The organism is Streptomyces sp. NPDC043738 (genome assembly GCF_056436545.1).
Genome location: NZ_JBWKCJ010000002.1, coordinates 480,248 through 497,077, shown reverse-complemented (window position 1 = coordinate 497,077; position 16,830 = coordinate 480,248). Strand labels below are relative to the sequence as shown.

Below are 16,830 nucleotides of genomic sequence, written 5' to 3'. Positions count from 1 at the left end.
TAATCCCCGGCCGAAGCCGGTTCATCGTTCGACTTGCATGTGTTAAGCACGCCGCCAGCGTTCGTCCTGAGCCAGGATCAAACTCTCCGTGAATGTTTACCCGTGATCGGGTGACACTCGCGTTGAGCGGAACCGGAGGAGGAATAGTCCTCACGGTTCACAGCGTCCTCGCTGTGTATTGCCTACCGGCACACTGTGCCGACAGGACTTTCAAAGGAACCTCATCTCCCGGATGTTTCCGGTCGACGGGGTATCAACATATCTGGCGTTGACTTTTGGCACGCTGTTGAGTTCTCAAGGAACGGACGCTTCCTTTGTTCCTGTTTCACCAGGATCTCCGGGCGCTTCCCTTCGGTCTTGCGTTTCCGACTCTATCAGATCCTTGCGGCTCCGATTTTCGCCGGTGCGTTTCCGCCTTTCGGCTTCTTCGCGTTTCCAACCTTACCAGATCCGTTTCCGTCTCTGGCTCCCTGTTGGAGCGGGGTTGGCCGTTCGGCTTTCGCTTTCCGGCCTTTCCGACTCTATCAGATCCGTTTCGTTCCGCTGCCGGTCCGAATTTCTTTCCGATTCCCCGTCGGAGGGGGTTTGTTCGCGCCTTTCGGCGTGATCACTACTTTAGCGGGATTCCTCGTCGGCGCATAATCGCGCCGCGGTCCGAATTTCGGCATGCCGAAATTGTTCCCGGTGAGGGGCCGTGCAGTAGTGGTGTGCCGCGAAGCGGCGGGATGGCTGCCGCAGAACCGTTCCGGCGCTGTGGCAACTCGGAGGACACTACAGAGCGGGTGCAGCAGTGTCAACTCGCGTCAGTCAAGGTCACTCAGACGTCCGCCGGCGTCCGGTTGAGCTTCCTCCACACGGCGCAGCAGACGGGTCAACACCTGGCCGAGGAGGTGGCGTTCCTCGCCGGAGAGGTCCTGGAGGAGGTCCTCTTCGAAGACCGACGCCAGGCGCATCGCCTCCAGCCACTTCTCGCGGCCCTCGTGGGTCAGCTCGACGATGACGCGGACGCGGTTGGCCTCGTCGCGCTCGCGGGTGACCAGTCCCTCGCTCGCCATGCGGTCGATGCGATGGGTCATGGCGGCCGGCGTGAGACCGAGGCGCTTGGCGAGTTCGCCGGGGCCCATTTGGTAGGGCGCGCCGGAGACGACGAGGGCCTTGAGGACCTCCCATTCGGCGTTGCTCATGCCGAGGGTGGCGGTCTGCCGTCCGTAGGCGACGTTCATCCGCCGGTTGAGGCGCTGAAGTGCGGAGACGACCTGCTCCACCTGGGGGTCGAGGTCCTGGAATTCACGCCGGTAGGCCGCGATCTGTTCCTCGAGGCTCGGCTCGGCGGCGTTGGCCGCCGCATCGGAGGGCTCAGGCATGCGGCGCAGTATGACATGGAAGTCATTGGCGTTGAAGTTCTTCACCGTGTACTCTTTAGCTTCGAACTTTAGAGTTGAAGTCTTCAGGGTGAGACTGTCCGGCTTGGGACTGTCCGGTCGTGCGGTCTCGCCCTGGTGCGTGTGCGGCTCGTCGGTTCGTCCCCCTTGTTCGTCTGATGACCTGACCTAGGTAGGTGAGTGTGACCACCGCGATGGGCGCCGCGTTGCGCCGGATCCAGCTCGGGAACGCGCTGAGCGCGTTCGGGAACGGCTTCACGGTTCCGTATCTGTACGTCTATGTGGCGAAGGTGCGGGATCTCGGCGCGAACACGGCCGGCGTCGTGCTGGCGATGCTGGCGGTCGCCGCGCTGGTCGTCCTGCCGCTGACCGGTCGGGCCATCGACCGGCGCGGTCCCCTGCCGGTGGCCATCGTCGGTACGGTCTCCGCCGCCATCGGTGCGCTGGGTATCGGGCTGTCCGCCACCGAGCCGCTGGTCATCGCGTCCGCGGTCGCGCTCGGCGCGGGTATAGCGGTCATTCAGCCGGCGCTGGCGACGATGATCGTGTGGTGCTCCACGACGGTGACCAGGTCGCGGGCGTTCGCCACCCAGTTCTTCCTGAACAACCTGGGGCTGGGCGTCGGCGGGCTCGTCGGCGGGCTGCTGGTCGACGAGTCGCATGCGTCGAGCTTCGTGCGGCTGTTCGCCATCGAGGCCGTGATGTTCCTGGTGCTCGGTGCGGCGGTGGCGACCGTACGGCTGCCGCACGCGCCGAAGGTCGAGGACGCGGTGCCCAGCGAGGAGCGGGCCAAGGGCGCCTGGCGGGCGCTGTTCGCGGACCGGCGGATGGTGTGGCTGTGCGTGCTGGGGTTCGTGCTGTTCTTCGCCTGCTACGGGCAGTTCGAGTCGGGGCTGGCGGCGTACGCGACCGAGGTGACGCGGATCCCGCCGTCGAGCCTGGGTATCGCGCTGGCGGCCAATACGGCGGCGATCGTGGCGGCGCAGTTCGTGGTGCTCAAGCTGGTGGAGCGGCGGCGGCGCAGCCGGGTGATGGCGCTGGTCGGGTTGATATGGACCGTGGCGTGGCTGGCCGCCGGGCTGTCCGGGCTGGTGCATGGCGCGCAGGCGGTGGCGACGACGCTGCTGATCTCGACGTATGCGTTGTTCGGGATCGGTGAGTCGATGTTGTCGCCGACGGTGGCTCCGTTGGTGGCCGATCTGGCGCCGGCCTCCCTGATAGGTCAGTACAACTCGGCGTTCGCGCTGGTCAAGCAGCTGGCGTTGGCGGTGGGACCGGCGGTGGGTGCCTTGATGGTGGGGCACGGGATGTACGCGGCGTACATCGGGATGCTGGTGGTGTGTGCCGTGGGGATCAGTGTGCTGTCGCTGCGGCTGGGGCGGATGCTGCGGCCCGGGCAGGACAATCCGCATCGTGCGCTCGCGCCGGTGCCCGCGGCGCGGGTTCCGGCGGAGCCGGAGGCCGTGGCCTGCCGGGCCTGAGTGGCCGTGAGTCCTTGTAGGCCCTGAGCCCCCCGCGGAAGCGCCGCCCCGTCCCCTGTAGGTGGGGACGGGGCGGCGTCTGCGTGGGCGGGCGGCCGGTTGCTACGCCCTGGGCAGGGCGAATTCGCACCACACCGCCTTGCCGCCGCCCGGGGTGCGGCGCGAGCCCCAGGAGGAGGCGATGGTGGCGATGATCGAGATGCCTCGGCCGGCCTCGTCGACCGGTTCGGCGCGGCGCCGCCGGGGCAGGTGGTCGTCGCCGTCGGTGACCTCGACGATCAGGCGGCGGTCGGTGCGGCGCAGGCGCAGCCGCATGGGAGGTGTGCCGTGCTGCAGGGAGTTGGCGACCAGCTCGCTGGCCGCGAGGACGCCGAGGTCGTGCAGTTCGGGCGAGAAGCGCCAGGAGGCCAGGACGCCGGAGGCGAAGGCGCGGGCGCGCGGGGCCGCTTCGATGCCGCCGTGGAGTTCGAGGGCGGCGTTGTGGAACAGCTCGGCGTCATGGCCGGTCCGCTCGGGGTGCTGGAGGACGAGGATGGCGACGTCGTCGTCGTGTGTGGCGGTGATGCCGAGGGCACGCAGCAGGCGGTCGCAGACGATGTCGGGGTCGCCGGCGGCGCCGGCGAAGGCGCGCTCCAGTGCCTCGACACCGTCGTCGATGTCCTTGTCGCGGCGCTCGACCAGGCCGTCGGTGTAGAGGACGGCGCTGCTGCCGGGCCCGAGCGGGACGGATCCCGAGGTGTGCAGCCAGCCGCCGGTTCCCAGGGGCGGTCCGGTGGGTTCGGCGGCGCGGCGGACCGTGCCGTCGGGGTCGCGTACGAGGATGGGCAGATGGCCGGCGGACGCGTAGACCAGGCGGCCCTCGTTGGGGTCGTGGACGGCGTAGACGCAGGTGGCGATCTGGCTTGCGTCGATTTCGGCGGCCAGGCCGTCCAGGAGTTGCAGGACCTCGTGCGGCGGGAGGTCCAGGCGGGCGTAGGCGCGTACGGCGGTGCGCAGCTGGCCCATGACGGCGGCGGCGCGCACTCCGCGGCCCATGACGTCGCCGATGACCAGGGCCGTGCGGCCGGCGCCGAGGGTGATGACGTCGTACCAGTCACCGCCGACCGCGGCGTCCATGCCGCCGGGCTGGTACGTGGCGGCGACGCGGAGGTCGTCGGGCTGCTCCAGTTCCTGGGGCAGCAGGGAGCGTTGGAGGGTGACCGCGGCCTCGCGCTGGCGGGCCTCGCTGGCGCGCAGCCGTTCGGCGGACTCGATCTGGTCGGTGACCTCGGCGCCGAAGACCAGCACGCCCTTGTGGGGCGCGACGCAGGCGACTTCGGGGTCGGGTGCCGGGCCGCTGGCGGCGACCTCGATCGGGGTGCAGGTGAAGGTGTAGTAGCCGTCGCGGGTGCGGTCGCCGGTGGCGCCGCCGGGAACCTTGCGGGACTTGACCGTACGGGGCTTGCCGCTGCGCAGGACCTGGTCCATGAGGGGCAGCAGGCCCAGTGCGTCGAGTTCGGGGAGGGCTTCGCGGGCGGTCCGGCCTGCCGGGCGGGGGCCGAAGACGGTGGCGTAGGCGCCGTTGACGTAGGCGAGGCGGTGCTCGGGGCCGTAGACGACGGCCACGAGGGCGGGGATGGTGCCGAGGATGTCGTGGACGGACAGGGCGTCGACGGTGGGCGGCAGGGCCACGGGGGTGGCTTCCTGGGAGGTGTCCGGGTCGGCGCGCTCGTCGCGGGCCGCGGGGACGGAGCCGGTGGCGGCCGTGGCGGGGGCCGCCGGGCCGTCGGCGGTCGGGGCTGCGGGCTCGGGGCCGTCGGCGGGCGGGGCGGCCGGCGTGCCGGGGGCGGGGCGGGGTGCGGCGCGGTCGGACCGTGCGGCGGCGCGCCGCTGCGTGCCGGGGAACTTGGCGCTCCAGCGCGTGAAGATCACGGAGGGGTACCTCTTACTTCGCGTCGTCGCGCGGGATCGGGCCGTCGGCATGGCGGGACCTCCCGGCCGTCGGCCGGGGGAGGGGCTGGGGACACTCTCGGCGCCCTTTTGCAGAATGCAGCAAACGTCCAGAATCCTCGTGATTGTCACTCTTTGCAGATACGAGCCCACCCATGGTCACACGTCCAGTGTGGCCGACCGGACGGTCATCCGTCAGACGCCCGGCAGCCGGTGTGGAGTTCCGCGCTCCGCCGTCTCCGGCCGCCGTACGGGTGACGGTGGGTCTGCTCCACCGGTGTCGTGGCGCGTCAGCTGGCTTCGTTGTGCCGGCCGGTACCCGCGGCGAGTTCGAACTCGGCGCGCGGGTTCTCCAGCGAGCCGAGCGAGACGATCTCGCGTTTGAACAGGCCCGCGAGGGTCCACTCGGCCAGCACCCGGGCCTTGCGGTTGAAGGTCGGCACCCGGCCGAGGTGGTAGGCCCGGTGCATGAACCACGCCGGGTAGCCGCGCAGCTTGCGCCCGTAGACGTGGGCGACGCCCTTGTGCAGGCCGAGGGAGGCCACCGAGCCGGCGTATTTGTGCTCGTAGTCCACGATCGGGCCGCCGCGCACGGCCGCCGCGACGTTCTCGGCGAGGACCTTGGCCTGGCGCAGGGCGTGCTGGGCGTTGGGCGCGCAGACGGTGCGGGGCTCGTCGGGCTTGGCCGGCGGCTCGGCCGTCAGGTCGGGGACGGCGGCCGCGTCTCCGGCGGACCAGGCGTGTTCGACGCCGTCCACCTGGAGCGCGGCGGTGCACTTCAGGCGCCCGCGGCCGTTCAGCGGCAGCCCGGTCGCGGCGAGAATGGGGTGCGGTTTGACGCCGGCGGTCCACACCAGGGTTCTGGTGGGGAAGCGGGAGCCGTCGCTCAGTACGGCGACGCGCTTCTCGCAGGACTCCAGCCTGGTCTCCAGCCGTACGTCGATGTTGCGGCCGCGCAGCTCCCGTACGGCGTAGCGGCCCATGTCCGGGCCCACTTCGGGCAGGATCCGGTCGGTGGCCTCGACCAAGATCCACTTCATGTCCTCGGGCTGGACGTTGTGGTAGTAGCGGACGGCGTAGCGGGCCATGTCCTCCAGTTCGGCCAGCGCCTCCACGCCCGCGTAGCCGCCGCCGACGAAGACGAAGGTCAGCGCGGCGTCGCGGACGGCGGGGTCGCGGGTGGAGGAGGCGATGTCGAGCTGTTCGAGGACGTGGTTGCGCAGTCCGATGGCCTCTTCGACGGTCTTGAAGCCGATGCCGACGTCGGCCAGGCCCGGGACGGGCAGGGTACGCGAGACCGAGCCCGGTGCGAGGACCAGTTCGTCGTAGGCCACCTCGACGGCGCCGGTGCCGGTCTCCTCCGCGGCCAGGGTGGTGATCGTCGCCTTGCGTTCGGCGTGGTCGATGGCGGTGACCTCGCCGACGACGACCTTGCACTGCGGCAGCACGCGGCGCAGCGGCACGACGACGTGGCGCGGGGAGATGGAGCCGGCCGCGGCCTCGGGCAGGAACGGCTGATAGGTCATGTACGGCTCGGGGTCGACCACGACGATCTCGGCGGTTCCCTGGCGCAGCTCCTGCTTGAGTTTCCGCTGCAGCCGCAGGGCGGTGTACATCCCCACGTAGCCACCGCCGACAACGAGAATGCGCGCCACGTCGTTCGAAGACACTGCCTTCACAGGGGTTCTCCTCGCGGGTCGACCAGGCCCGGGGCGCCACCGATCCGTAGGCCGGCCGGCGGCGCGGCCCCTTATCGGGCGCTGCACCCCCGGGAAAGCACAGCACTGTTCCATGACGCACCGCCGGGGCGCCTTTGTCCACAGGCTCGTCGAAATGTGTGACCGGGCGCGGCGCTGGGGACGGAACGGCTGATTCCGTGCACCTGGGAGAAGGCGCGCTGGTCAGGCGCGGGCGACGCGGGCGGGTAGGGGCGAAATCCGGGCGGATCCGGCCCGTTGGGCCGATCGGGGGGCGCACTGCGCGGAACGCCCCCTTCAATCTTGACCCGGGCTCAACTATGTTCGTATCTCGTTGGGGTGCACCCTCTCGTCGGTACGCCCCGACCGTCAGGGCGGGGAGTCTCCGGGGGGAGACGTCATAACCGGGGGATCAATATGCATATTCAGGGCTCTCAATGGCCGGCAGCCGTCGCGATGGCACATGCCTCGGACGGCGGTGGCGGCAGCATCGGCAACAACGCCGGTAATGGGAACGGCAACACCAACGGGGGCGGCGGCAACGGCGCCGGTACGGGCGCGGGCGGCCGGAGCACGCCGCTGCGGGTCGACGCGCAGCGCAATCTGGAGCATGTGCTGCGCGCCGCGCGCGAGGTCTTCGGCGAGCTGGGGTACGGCGCCCCGATGGAGGACGTGGCGCGCCGGGCCCGGGTCGGTGTCGGCACGGTCTACCGCCGGTTCCCGAGCAAGGACATCCTGGTCCGTCGAATAGCCGAGGAGGAGACCTCCCGGTTGACGGACCAGGCGCGTGCGGCGCTGGGCCAGGAGGAGGACCCGTGGTCGGCGCTGTCCCGCTTTCTGCGGACGTCGGTCGCCTCGGGTGCCGGACGGCTGCTGCCGCCGGGCATCCTGCGGGTGAGCGCGGACACCGACCGGTCCGTACAGCCCGCGCCGGACGGCCCGGACGCCGCGCGGCTGCCGGACGGCCTGGGCGAGGCCCGGGTGCCGCAGCAGCGGGTGGCGCCCGGCGCGGACGGCGCGCCCGCCGACCTCCGGCTGGTCGAGCGGCGGGAGGAGCCGACGGCCGCCGAGGGCGCGTCGGGCCCGGCCGGGGAGACGGCCGGCGCCGAGGCGCTGCTGGAGGTCGTCGGGCGGTTGGTGGAGCGGGCCCGGGGGGCCGGTGAGCTGCGGGCCGATGTGACGGTCTCCGACGTCCTGTTGGTGATCGCCACGGGCGCGCCCGCGCTGCCCGATCCCGCTCATCAGCAGGCCGCCTCCGCGCGGCTGCTGGAGATCCTGCTGGAGGGGCTGCGCTCGCGCCCCGCCCGGTGACGTCCGCCGGCCGGCCGCGTCCGGACGGGCCCGACAGCCGGGTCCGCCGGACCGGGCGGCCGGGCGGGCCGGTGCGGCTCGTACGGGTGAACGCCCGTGCGGTCGTCCGTGTACCCGCCCCGGACGAGTGGTTGGCCGGCCGTCCCCTCAGGCGCCGGGGCGCGATGTGGCACTCTTGCGCGGTATTCGGGTGTGACGGCGGCTTCGGGGGCCTCGGCGATGGGTGTTGACGGGCGGGACGAACGGCGCGACAGCGAGACGGCGCCGTCGCGGCAGGTGCCTGGCCAGACCGGGCCGTTGGGGGCCACTCCCCCGGTGGCCGGGCCGGCCGAGCGGCACGACCGCGCCGGCGGTCCGGCGGGCGAGGGCCACAGCGTGCCGCCGCAGCGCGGCCCGAGCGGCCGTACGGCCCCCTCCGCCGACCCCGAGGGCGGTGAACTCCCGCCGTCCGACGCCCAGTTGATCGCCGACATGCGGGCCGGGGACGACAGCGCGTACGAGGAGATGTACCGCCGGCACGCCGACGCGATCCGGCGCTACGCCCGCCGGTGCTGCCGGGACGTGCACACCGCGGAGGATCTGACCGGCGAGGTCTTCGCCCGTACGCTCCAGGCGGTGCGCGGCGGCGCGGGCCCGGATTCCGCGGTGCGCGCGTATCTGCTGACGACCGTGCGACGGGTCGCCGCCTCCTGGGCGAAGACCTCGCGGCGCGAGCAGCTGGTCGAGGACTTCGCGGTGTTCGCCGTGACCGCTACCGGTTCGTCGAGGGACGACGACACACTGGATCTGGGCGCGGATGTGCGGGCCATGCACGAGGCCGAGCAGTCCATGGCCATACAGGCGTTCCGCAGTCTGCCGGAGCGCTATCAGACGGTGCTGTGGCACACCACGGTGGAGGACGAGTCACCCAGCCAGGTCGCCCCGCTGCTCGGGCTGACCGCGAACGCCACCGCCGTGTTGGCGCACCGCGCCCGGGAGGGGCTGCGGCAGGCGTACCTCCAGGCGCACGTCAGCCGGTCGCTGACGGCCGGCGGGGACTGCGCCCGGTACGCCGACCGGCTCGGCGCGTACGCCCGTGGTGGGCTGCGGATGCGGGCCGAGCGGGGGCTGCGCAAGCATCTGGACGAGTGCGGCCGGTGCCGGATGGCCGCGCTGGAGGTCGCGGACGTCAATCAGCGGATCGGTGCGCTGCTGCCGATCGCGGTCGTCGGCTGGTTCGCCGCCGGGTACGCCGTCAAGGCGGCCGCCGCGGTGGTGGGGGCCGCCGGGGCGGGTGCGGCGGCCGGTGCCGGCGCGGCCGCGGCCGCGGGTGGTGGTTCCGGTGCGGGAGGTGCCGGTGGTGCCGTCCTGAGCGAGGGGCTCGGCGCGCCGGTGAAGGTCGGTATCGGCGTCGGGGCGGTGGTGGTGGCGGGCGCGGCGCTCGCGCTGACGCTGACCGGCGGCCCGCAGCCCGCGCCGCAGCCGCAGGCCAGACCTCCGCGGCCGGCTCCGGCCGCACCGCAGAAGCCCTCGCCGGCGCCGGCGAAGCCGCTGCCGCCGGCAGCCGGTGCCGCGCCGGCCCCGAAGCCGGATCCGACGCATCGGCCGAGCCCCGCGCGGACGCCCGAGCCGACGCCGCACAAGCCGTCACCGAGGCCCACGCCGACTCCGTCCGCGACGCCCCCTCCGACGCCCGCGCCCACGCCCACGCCGCCCGAGCCCTCCCCCAAGCCGCCGCTGCCCGAGCCGACCGCGTACCGGCTCAACACGCTCGACCACGACTTCATGGGCGACGGCACCAAACCGGAGGTGCGCTCCCTCGGTAGCAGCTGGCTGTGGCAGCGGCAGTCCCCGCAGGTCGCCGGGACCACGTACGGGCACGGTGTGAGCGTGCATGCGCCGTCCTCGGTGGTCATCGACCTGAACCGCCAGTGCACCGCGTATGACGCCGTCGTGGGTGTCGACGATCTGAACCTGGGGCGGGGTGCGCTGCGCTTCTCCGTCTACGCGGACGGCGAGCGGCTGTGGCGGTCGGCGGTGGTGCGCGGTGGGCAGGTCGCGGTGCCGGTGCACGTCCCGTTGGCGGGCCGCAAGACGCTGCGGCTGGTGGCCGAGCCGGTGTCGCCGCTCGATGTGGCGGTGGTGGGGGACTGGGCGCAGTCGCAGATCAGCTGCCGTTGAGACGTAGCCGCTGATCAGCCACCGCTGAGAGGTCCTCGCAGCTCAGCTGCCGTGGAGGCGACGTCGCCGATCAGCCGTCGCTGAGGGGACGTCGCGGGGGCGGGGCCGCCGGGCCGCGGGACGGTGCCCGCCTCACGACAGCCGTGCCCGGGGAACCACGCCCTGCGCGAGCGCCCGTTGGCGCGCGCCCTCCGCCCCGGTCCAGCACGTCCCCCGCCGCGCCACCAGCCGTCGCAGCCACAGCTCCGTGGAGACCAGTTCGGCCAGCCCGTCCAGCGGCAGCGCCGCGCCCTCCGCCGCGGCCCGCAGCGCCTTGCGGACCACCCGCGCCTCGATCAGCCCCGCGTCGGCCAGCAGCGGTGCGTCGAAGAGCCGCACCAGTTCGCCGACCGCGCCGCGCAGCCCGGCGCGCACCGCCGCCGCCTGGGTGAGGTGCGAGGTGGCGCCCCACCCGGGCGGCAGGTCCCGGACGCCGGCGCCGGCCAGTACGGAGCGCAGTACGGCCGCCCGTGCCCCCGGCTGCACCCGCAGGGTGTCCGGCAGGGCGCGGCAGGCCAGCACCACCTGGTTGTCGAGGAAGGGGGCGTGCAGCCGCTGGTTGCGGACCTCGGCGGCCTGCTCGAAGACCCGGTGGTCGGCGGCCTGGCGGGCCAGCGCCGCGCGGGCCCGCCGCTCGCCGGGGCGGCCCGCGGCCGACGAGCGGGCCGCCGCGTCGCTGAGGCGCACCGACACCTCGGCCAGCGCCTCTCCGGTGAGCCAGCGCGCCGCGGGCCCCGGCCGGCACCAGGCGAGCGCGGCCAGCGAGGCGTCCACCGCCCCGCCGACCACCGGCTCGTCGGCGAACTGCCGCTCCAGCAGGCGGCGCGCGGTGTCGGCGATACCGGCCGGGTACGGCATACGGGCGAGCCTGCGGGCGGCGCGGTAGACGGTGAAGGGCACGAGCACGGAGTGCGCCGACGGGCCGTCCGCCTTGGCCAGCGCGGTGACCGGGCGCAGGAGGTGGCGCCGGCGACGGTCCATGAGGAGGTCGGCGAGCCGGGCCGGGTGGGCGTCGAGGACCTGGCGGGCGCCGTGTCCGACGAAGTGGTCCGCGCTGCCGGCCAGCAGCCGGCGGCGATGGCGGCTCGCGGTGGTGAGCGAGGGGCCCGGCTCGTCCGTGAGCGGGCCGCTTTCGAGGTCCGCGTACGGGAGGGCCTCTTCGCCGGCCGCGACGACGACATGGTGCAGCCTGGGGTTGTCGGCGATGCTGCGGGCGCGCTCCAGTTCGGCGTCCCGGTGGGCCTGCACGCCTTTGGTGGCACGGTCGTTGAAGGTGACGGCCAGCAGCCGCTCGCCATGGCCGTTGAGCCGTCCCGGCTGGCCGGGGAGGCCGGCGGCCAGGAGGGCCAGGGTCCCCGAGGCGCTTCCTCCGGAGAGGTCGGCGCCGATGCCGGGGGCCGGCCCGCCCCGTGCGGCGCGCCGTTCGGCGGGCCCCATACCGGGCACCGGGCCGGGGTCGAGCCCGTCGAGACCGTCCGGATCGGGCGCGTGGCGGGGCCCGGCCAGCCGGGCGCGGACCGCTTCGACCAGCGCGTCGCGGACGCCGTCCACGGCCTGCTCCGGGGCGAGTTGGGGTGCGGCGACGGCGAGCGAGGCGGTCGGCTCGTAGGAGGTGACGTCGCGGGCGCCGCCGCGCAGTACCAGGGCGTGGCCGGGCGGGATCCTGCGCACCCCTTCGTAGGGCGTGCCGGCGCCCAGCGCCTCGGGGGCGTCCGGGCAGGCCAGCAGCGCGGCCAGATGTCCGACGTCGAGGCTGGCCTCTATCAGGTCGGCGAGCGGAAGGGCGGCGGTGGCGTACGCGGTGCCGCCGGCCCAGGGGGCGTGGAAGACCGGGCGGGCACCGGCCAGGTCGCCGGTGACGGTGATCCGCCGCCCCACCTGGACGACGGCGGTGTAGCTGCCGGGCCAGGCGGTGAGGTGGCGCAGTGCGCCCCCGCGCGCCGCGAAGAGGCCGACCCGCAGCTGGTCGTCGGTGGCCCCGCAGATGCCGAACACGACGAGCCGGGTCTCCGGGTCGGCCTGTACGACGCGGACCTCGTCCGGCCGCCAGTCGCCGACCGCCCACAGCGGATCCGGGTCGCCCCACAGGAGTTGGGCGCCTACGGGCAGGACCGTGCGGCTCTCCGCACCCGCTGCCGGCCCTGTGGCGGACGATCCCGTGGGGGCACTGCTCCACCCCACCAACCAGCGCATCGCCGCCTCCACCCGATTCCCCGTCCGCCGGGGCCGAGGGCCGCCCCGTACAGCGGATTGCCAAGCTGTCGCCAAGCTGTTGCGGCGACCATGCTGCCATGACGGGGGCGCGGAGGAGGTGCCGAGGCGGGCCCGTATACGAGCAGTTCGCGGTAGGCGCGTGGTACGGACGCGCTCTCGGCGGACCGGCAACGGGCCAACGGGCGGGACCGACGGGGGACCGCAGGGGCGGACGGGCGGCCTCGGAGCGACGCGCCCCGGCCTCGGGCGCGCACGTCGTCGCATCAACCCCGGAAGGCCCCCCGTGTGGCCCCCGGGGCGGCTCGGAGTGCACGGCGGCGCGAAATCACCATCCGTCGATTTTCGGCCAAAGTCCGTTCCCTGTAGTCGAGTTGACACGATCGGGCGTCGCGTCAACCGGTGGGCTGCCGGTCGGCGACCGGCTTGCGCGACGGTCCGGGAGGCGGGCTTCGCCCCCCGGACCGGACCGTCACCCGCGGGGAATGAGGTGACGGTGTCCCCCAGCCCACTGGATCCAGTGCAGCGGGCCGACCCACGCAGAAGCCATGGAAGCGCTCCCGGCGACGGGCGGCCAGCGCGCACGGACGGGCGCACGGGCACACGTACCCGGAGCACATGCCAATTCCCGCACCCCTGTTTGAACATGAATCTCGCCATCCGGGACACCGGCTCTTAACGGTCGGGATTCGGCGAACTACTCTGGGTGGATGCATGCCCCGGGGTAGCGGGGCGGCTGTCGGTGTGTCGAGGGGTGCGCATGTCCAGGGATATACGCGGGCCGAACGAAAAGCTCGGCACCGTACTCGCCCTCGCGGGTATCAGCAATGCCGGACTGGCGCGCCGGGTCAACGACCTCGGTGCGCAGCGGGGGCTGACGCTTCGTTATGACAAGACGTCGGTGGCACGGTGGGTCTCCAAGGGCATGGTGCCCCAGGGCGCCGCGCCTCATCTGATCGCGTCCGCCATCGGCAGCAAACTGGGCCGGCCGGTGCCGCTGCACGAGATCGGGCTGGCGGACGCCGATCCGGCGCCCGAGGTCGGCCTGGCGTTTCCCCGCGACGTGGGCGCCGCGGTGCGCTCCGCGACCGAGCTCTACCGTCTCGATCTGGCCGGACGGCGGGCCGGCGGGGGCGGCATCTGGCAGAGCCTGGCCGGATCCTTCGCCGTGAGCGCGTACGCCACTCCCGCCTCGCGCTGGCTGATATCCCCGGCCGACAGCTCGGTGGCGCGGGAGGCGGCCGAGGCGCGCGACAAGGACGCCGCGGCGGCCGGCGACGGCGGGATCCCGCAGCACGTCGGCCACAGCGACGTCAGCAAGCTGCGCGAGGCGGCGGAGGACGCGCGCCGCTGGGACTCCAAGTACGGCGGCGGGGACTGGCGTTCGTCGATGGTGCCGGAGTGCCTGCGCGTGGACGCGGCGCCGCTGCTCCTCGCCTCGTACAGCGACGAGGTGGGCCGGGCGCTCTTCGGGGCGACCTCCGAACTCACCCGGCTCGCGGGGTGGATGGCCTTCGACACCGGCCAGCAGGAGGCCGCGCAGCGCTACTACATCCAGGCGCTGCGGCTCGCCCGCGCGGCGGCCGACGTCCCCCTGGGCGGGTACGTGCTGGCCTCGATGTCCCTCCAGGCGACCTACCGCGGCTTCGCCGACGAGGGCGTCGACCTCGCCCAGGCCGCCCTGGAGCGCAACCGCGGCCTGGCGACGGCCCGCACCATGAGCTTCTTCCGCCTGGTGGAGGCCCGGGCGCAGGCCAAGGCCGGGGAGGCGCGCGCCTGCGAGGTGGCGCTGAAGGCGTCCGAGGGCTGGCTGGAGCGCTCCCGCAGCGGTGACCCCGACCCGTCGTGGCTGGACTTCTACTCCTACGAGCGCTTCGCCGCCGACGCCGCCGAGTGCTACCGGGACCTGCGGCTGCCCCGCCAGGTCCGCCGCTTCACCGAGCAGGCGCTCTCGCGCCCCACGGAGGAGTTCGTACGCTCCCACGGGCTGCGTCTGGTGGTGTCGGCGGTGGCCGAACTGGAGTCCGGCAACTTGGACGCGGCGTGCGCCGCGGGCACCCGGGCGGTCGAGGTGGCCGGACGGATCTCCTCGGCCCGCACGACGGAGTACGTCCGCGATCTGCTGCACCGCCTGGAGCCGTACGGCGACGAACCCCGGGTGGTGGAGCTGCGGGAGCGGGCGCGTCCGCTGCTGGCGGCGCCGGCATAAGGACGGGCCGGGGGATCGGTGCCACCGGTGGATCGGGGTCGGACGGGGCCGGGCGGTGCTCCGGCCCGAGCCGCCGGGCGGGTCGCGGGCGGGCGGGCCGGCGGCCACGGCCCGAACGGCGCTGTCAGTGCCGACCGTCATGATGGGATACGTCGGCGGCGAATGACGCGCGGGCCCGCGGCGACGGTCGGGCCTGCGGTCATGCGGTTGGGGAGGTGCAGTGGCGGCGTACGACTGCGATGTGCTGGTGATCGGTGCGGGCATCATCGGGCTCTCTACGGCCCATGCGATCACGCGGGCCGCACCGGGCACGCGGGTCGTGGTCCTGGAGAAGGAACCCGGTCCGGCCCGGCATCAGACCGGGCGCAACAGCGGCGTGATCCACAGCGGCATCTACTACCCGCCCGGCTCGCTCAAGGCCCGCTTCGCCCTGCAGGGCTCGGCGGAGATGGTGAAGTTCTGCACCGAACACGACATTCCGCACGAGGTCACCGGCAAGCTGATCGTCGCCACGGACCGCGGTGAGCTGCCGCGGCTGCACGGCCTGATCCAGCGCGGCCGCGAGCACGGCCTGCCGGTGCGCGAGCTGGGCCCCGCCCAGATAGCGGAGTACGAACCCGAGGTGCGCGGCCTGGCCGCCATCCATGTCGGCACGACCGGCGTCTGCGACTTCGGCGCCGTCGCCCGCCGGTTCGCCACGCTCGCCACGGACGCCGGCGCCCGGATCGTCTACGGCGCGGAGGTGACCACGATCGGCCGCCGCCCGGGGCGGGTGGCGGTCCGTACCGCCGACGGCACGGTCCACCGGGCCCGCGCCCTGGTGAACTGCGCCGGGCTGCACTGCGACCGGATCGCCCGGCTGGCGGGCGACGCCCCGGGCATGCGGATCGTCCCGTTCCGCGGCGAGTACTTCACCCTCGCCCCGGAGCGCGCCGCCGCCCTCGTCCGCGGCCTGGTCTACCCGGTCCCCGACCCCGCCTTCCCCTTCCTGGGCGTCCATCTGACCCGCGGCATCGACGGCGCCGTCCACATCGGCCCGAACGCCGTCCCCGCCCTGGCTCGCGAGGGCTACGACTGGCGCACGGTCCGCCCCGGCGAGCTGGCCGGCACCCTGGCCTACCCCGGCTCCTGGCGGATAGCCCGCCGCCACTGGCGCTACGGCGCCGGCGAACTGCACCGCTCGCTGTCCCGGCACGCCTTCGCCGACGCGGTCCGCCGCCTCCTGCCGGCCGCCCGCGAGGAGGACCTGCTCCCCGCGCCGGCCGGCGTCCGGGCCCAGGCCGTCCTGCCCGACGGCACCCTCGTCGACGACTTCCTCTTCAGCGAGTCCCCGGGCATGATCCACGTCCTCAACGCCCCCTCCCCCGCGGCCACGGCCTCCCTGCCCATCGGCAGGGAGGTGGCGCGCAGGGCGCTGGGGGTGCTGGGCGGGACGAGCGGGTGACCGGCGTCCCGCCCGCCGGCGATTCCCGCCCGCCGCGCCACCATCCGTAGAATCGACGCACTGTGTCCGAGAACCCCGTCACCCCTGAAGCCACCCCGCTGGAAGCCGGCGCCGCCGAAGCAGGCGCTCCCCAGGCCCCCGCGCAGGCATCCGCCGCTCACGAAGCCCGCAGCCTCGGCGCCACGGCCGTCTCCGCCGCCAGCCCCCGGCGCGGTGCGCCCATGTTCCCCGACGGGACCGGTCCCGCGGCCGACCCCGCGGGCTCGCATCACGAGCGGCGGATCCGCTCCTTCCAGCCCCGCCGCAGCCGCGTCTCGCCCAGCCAGGCCGATGCGCTGCGCCGCCTGTGGCCCCGGTGGGGCAGGGACATCGACGGGCTCTCCCGTATCGATCTCGACGAGTTCTTCGGCGGACTGCCGGTCGTCCTGGAGATCGGCTTCGGAATGGGTGAGGCCACCGCGCAGATGGCCGCCGCCGACCCGGCCACCGGCATCCTCGGCTGCGATGTGCACACCCCGGGGCAGGGCAATCTGCTCGGTCTCGCAGAGCGGAACGGTCTGTCCAACGTCCGGGTGGCCAACGGCGACGCGATCATCCTGCTGCGCGAGATGCTCGCTCCCGGCTCCCTCGCCGGTCTGCGCGTCTTCTTCCCCGACCCGTGGCCCAAGAAGCGCCACCACAAGCGCCGCCTCATCCAGCCGGAGTTCATCGCGCTGGCGACCACCCGGCTCAGGCCCGGCGCGCTGGTCCACTGCGCGACCGACTGGGAGCCGTACGCCGAGCAGATGCTGGAGGTCCTCTCCGCGGAGCCGACGCTTGAGAACCTCTACTCCGGCTATGCGCCGCGTCCGGACTTCCGGCCCCTGACCAAGTTCGAGGGCCAGGGGCTGGACAAGGGGCACGTCGTCCATGACCTGCTCTTCCGCCGCCTCGGCGAGTAGGGCGCGCGTCCCTGGTTAGGGTCGAG

Annotated in this window: 10 protein-coding genes and 1 rRNA gene; 6 read left to right on the top strand and 5 right to left on the bottom strand. The window is 73.4% G+C overall.

What is annotated here, in order from left to right; translation table 11 throughout:
- Window positions 1-93 (bottom strand): 16S ribosomal RNA (locus tag AC0680_RS05360); the annotation flags it as partial.
- Between the two features lie 710 nt (window positions 94-803).
- Window positions 804-1,364: a MarR family winged helix-turn-helix transcriptional regulator gene (locus AC0680_RS05355; RefSeq protein WP_478625059.1), complete on the bottom strand. Its 561-nt coding sequence runs from the start codon at window positions 1,362-1,364 to the stop codon at window positions 804-806.
- A gap of 200 nt (window positions 1,365-1,564) precedes the next feature.
- On the opposite strand from AC0680_RS05355, the gene AC0680_RS05350 reads away from it, so the two are divergent.
- A complete protein-coding gene (locus AC0680_RS05350) occupies window positions 1,565-2,863 on the top strand; it encodes an MFS transporter (protein WP_478625107.1) in 1,299 nt (432 codons plus the stop codon).
- Window positions 2,864-2,965: 102 nt separating this feature from the next.
- Here AC0680_RS05350 and AC0680_RS05345 read toward each other — a convergent pair whose 3' ends face one another.
- Window positions 2,966-4,774, bottom strand: a complete 1,809-nt coding sequence (locus AC0680_RS05345; RefSeq protein WP_478625058.1) for an ATP-binding SpoIIE family protein phosphatase — start codon at window positions 4,772-4,774, stop codon at window positions 2,966-2,968.
- A gap of 308 nt (window positions 4,775-5,082) precedes the next feature.
- Window positions 5,083-6,408, bottom strand: a complete 1,326-nt coding sequence (locus AC0680_RS05340; protein ID WP_478625104.1) for an NAD(P)/FAD-dependent oxidoreductase — start codon at window positions 6,406-6,408, stop codon at window positions 5,083-5,085.
- Window positions 6,409-6,906: 498 nt separating this feature from the next.
- Here AC0680_RS05340 and AC0680_RS05335 point away from each other — a divergent pair, with 498 nt between their 5' ends.
- On the top strand, window positions 6,907-7,800 hold the full coding sequence (locus AC0680_RS05335; RefSeq protein ID WP_478625056.1) for a TetR/AcrR family transcriptional regulator: 894 nt from the start codon (window positions 6,907-6,909) through the stop codon (window positions 7,798-7,800).
- Window positions 7,801-8,019: 219 nt separating this feature from the next.
- Window positions 8,020-9,960 carry a sigma-70 family RNA polymerase sigma factor gene (locus tag AC0680_RS05330; RefSeq protein ID WP_478625055.1) on the top strand — a complete coding sequence of 647 codons (1,941 nt, stop codon included), beginning with the start codon at window positions 8,020-8,022 and terminating at the stop codon, window positions 9,958-9,960.
- A gap of 132 nt (window positions 9,961-10,092) precedes the next feature.
- On the opposite strand, the gene AC0680_RS05325 is transcribed toward AC0680_RS05330, so the two are convergent.
- Window positions 10,093-12,192, bottom strand: coding sequence for an asparagine synthase-related protein (locus AC0680_RS05325; RefSeq protein WP_478625053.1), 2,100 nt, complete (start codon window positions 12,190-12,192; stop codon window positions 10,093-10,095).
- A 778-nt stretch (window positions 12,193-12,970) separates the two neighbouring features.
- Between AC0680_RS05325 and AC0680_RS05320 the strand changes: the two genes are divergently transcribed.
- The 3 genes from AC0680_RS05320 (at window position 12,971) to trmB (ending at window position 16,804) form a co-directional block, all read left to right on the top strand.
- Entirely contained in the window at window positions 12,971-14,419 is a 1,449-nt protein-coding gene (locus AC0680_RS05320) for an NsdA family TPR-like regulatory protein (RefSeq protein WP_030088381.1), read from the top strand.
- Window positions 14,420-14,639: 220 nt separating this feature from the next.
- Window positions 14,640-15,863 (top strand): L-2-hydroxyglutarate oxidase, encoded by a 1,224-nt coding sequence (lhgO, locus tag AC0680_RS05315; RefSeq protein WP_478625050.1) that lies wholly within the window; start codon window positions 14,640-14,642, stop codon window positions 15,861-15,863.
- Window positions 15,864-15,925: 62 nt separating this feature from the next.
- On the top strand, window positions 15,926-16,804 hold the full coding sequence (gene trmB / locus AC0680_RS05310) for a tRNA (guanosine(46)-N7)-methyltransferase TrmB (RefSeq protein ID WP_478625049.1): 879 nt from the start codon (window positions 15,926-15,928) through the stop codon (window positions 16,802-16,804).
- The last annotated feature ends 26 nt before the right edge of the window (window positions 16,805-16,830 follow it).